At 42.3% G+C, this 2,729-nt stretch carries 1 protein-coding gene; it reads left to right on the top strand.

Annotated features, from left to right (window positions below; genetic code table 11):
• Positions 1–1,181 precede the first annotated feature (1,181 nt).
• Positions 1,182–2,729: DUF3344 domain-containing protein (locus A9239_RS12935; RefSeq protein ID WP_255361948.1), on the top strand; the 1,548-nt coding region annotated here is incomplete at its 3' end.

Below are 2,729 nucleotides of genomic sequence, written 5' to 3'. Positions count from 1 at the left end.
AATCGAGGCTAAAGGGTAGAAGTCATTGAGAAAAACAGGCAAAACAACCCATTAGCCTCGTTGACCAGATTTGAAAGCCAACTTTGGCTTGTGTTTTTCAATAACTGGCGAGTGACCTAATCTCAGGTTAGCATGAAGTACAGAATAAAACTGATTCATCAGCTTATTCTTCGTTTTCTACTCATAATCATATTTAAGCCTTCGATGGTAATTTACTATTTAGTTTAGGCATGATTTTGAAAACCAAAATGTCGACAATTTACTGCCCGGTAATGAGGACTTAATAGCTAAAAAGATAGAGTAGAGTATTTTCGTTTGTACTTTTTATTCAAAGAATATCATGCATGTTTAGGTTTTTTCTTTTTAATGAAGAACTTGCCGTTTTATGAATATTATGTATTTCTTCCTAATGATGGACTTGCCGCTTTATACATAGTAAGTTTAAAAAGAAATAAACTACTGATATTATGTTACGAATTTTTATATTTGTAACAAATATGATGAATATAAATTAATATGTTCTTAATATTTTCAAAGAATTTAAATACTTTGTGTTATCTATTCTTTTTAGAAGTGGCTGAACTATAATAGATGTTTCTCTGAAAAAGGAGACACCGTCTTCAAAGCAGAGTCAAACGTCTGACCCTACAAACTGAATTAGAATAAAAGTTGCAATTTTGAGAAATTTGTCCATGTCACTTTTAAAAAGTTTTGATCTTGATCTCTAATAGAAATTTAAAGTATACAGAGTATGTGAATTTTTCAGAGGTCGAATTTGATCTAATAAACCATTCGTGAGTACAGATCCAAATTTTAAATTTTATGGCAAAAAGGTTTCAATTTTGTTGTTTTTGGGTTTTCCCTCTGAATTGAATATAAAATTGTGAGATTAAAATCCTGAACAGCCCTCTCGAGCCTTTCCAAAGCGGATTGCAATGGAGGAAGTTTAGGGCTTTAAAAAGTAGGTGAATTCAGCTTGACCAGAACAACACCAAGAGCAGTTTTCATTAAAACCGGTGAGCAAATTTGTGTGAACCTGTTTTTATAATGTTGGCGGTTGAGTGTGCTTTTATTTTTATTTTAAGAGGCTAGAACCAGACTTTCGGATATTTCCAAAATAAGTGCGTTCAACTGATTTTGGCAGGCTGAATAGTTGCCTCTAACTAAGTACAGGAGGAATAATGACGAATAAAAAACCAATTTCAACATTATTACTAATGATTCTAAGCATCGGAGTCTGCCTCACCTTGCTTGCAGGCACCGTAGCTGCTGACGACTGGGTAGGGGGTCTTCCACTGGCAACCGTACAGACCGGAACAGTGACCGGCGACCTGTACATCTCCGGGAACCCTCCGTCAGCAACATACACTACCGTTGTGGACAGGACTTTCACCCTTCCGACAGCTGCCGTTGCAGGGTCAGGTAGGGTCAAATGGGCCCGGCTCTACGTTTCCAGCTACTGTGGGCATATGCAGGATGCAAAAGCCATCACCTACACTACCAAGGTTGACTGGAATAACGATGGAACCTGGGACAACAACTGGACTGAGTCTGATCCTGGGCAGCCCTTTATCTACATGCAGGGTGGGGACTACGGTGGCGGCGGTAATGACAATAGCGAATTTACCGGGCACGACACCGGTGAACCCTATCTTATGCTCAACGACCACACAACCCGTGTGACGAGTGACTATCTTAGCTGGTATGATGTGACGAACCTGATTCAGGAAAATGAGCCCACTATCAAGGTGAACGTAGACGCCACAGGTTCCTACGACGGCCGGATAAAGATGGTCGAGCTCGTCGTCGCTTACGATGATCCTTCTTCAACAACAGAAACGCAGTACTGGATTAACGAGGGGCATGATGCCTGCACTTATTATACAGAGGAAAACGAGGACAATGTTGCCGTTGGAACCACCACGTTTGACACATCCGGACTTTCAGGCATTACCTCGGCCACACTCATCGCCGACTACATGGCAAGTAACAATGGGTACTACGGTTTCCCAACTGCAGATAATGATTTTGTTGCATCTGCAAAAACCGGGTCTTTTACAAACACAGGGCTTGACAATGATGCTGATACACAGGGCCCTTACTCAGGGATTGATTCCTGGAACGTTACATCGTCCATTTCCGGCAGCAGTTCCACTTTTGCCTATGCCAGATACCTACCGGGTACAGGTACCTCAGCATTCTACAAAATCCCCCTCGTGTTCCTGGTGGCGAAAAAACCGCTTCAATCAAGCTCTGCACCTGATGCCGAATTCAGCGCGAACGTGACCAATGGAAAGTCTCCTTTCACGGTTCGGTTTAACGACAGTTCAACTGGTTCCCCGACTTCCTGGCAGTGGGATTTTAATAACGACGGCACAGTTGATAGCACTGAGCAGAACCCCTCACATATCTATAGTACAGCCGGAACTTACGACGTTAACCTCACTGTTTCCAATGCCGACGGAAGCGATTCTGAGGTAAAGACCGAATACATAACCGTAACTTCAGCGGCGACGAACGACCTCAGTATATCAGGTATCGTCAATACGGTTCCAGGCTCTGCGGTTTTTGCCAAAGAACCAAATACCATAAAAGTTACCAATGTCATGAACACCGGAACTGCCAGCCTTACTACCATTTCAGTCGCATTTTATGCCAGCGACGTATCCAATGGCACGGTTCCGGTAAACACAACAACAATTTCATCCCTTGCAGGTGGCGCTAAAACC

The sequence above is a fragment of the Methanosarcina sp. A14 genome, assembly GCF_001729375.1.
Taxonomy (GTDB): Archaea; Halobacteriota; Methanosarcinia; order Methanosarcinales; family Methanosarcinaceae; genus Methanosarcina; species Methanosarcina barkeri.
This window is presented reverse-complemented; position numbering and strand designations above follow the sequence as displayed.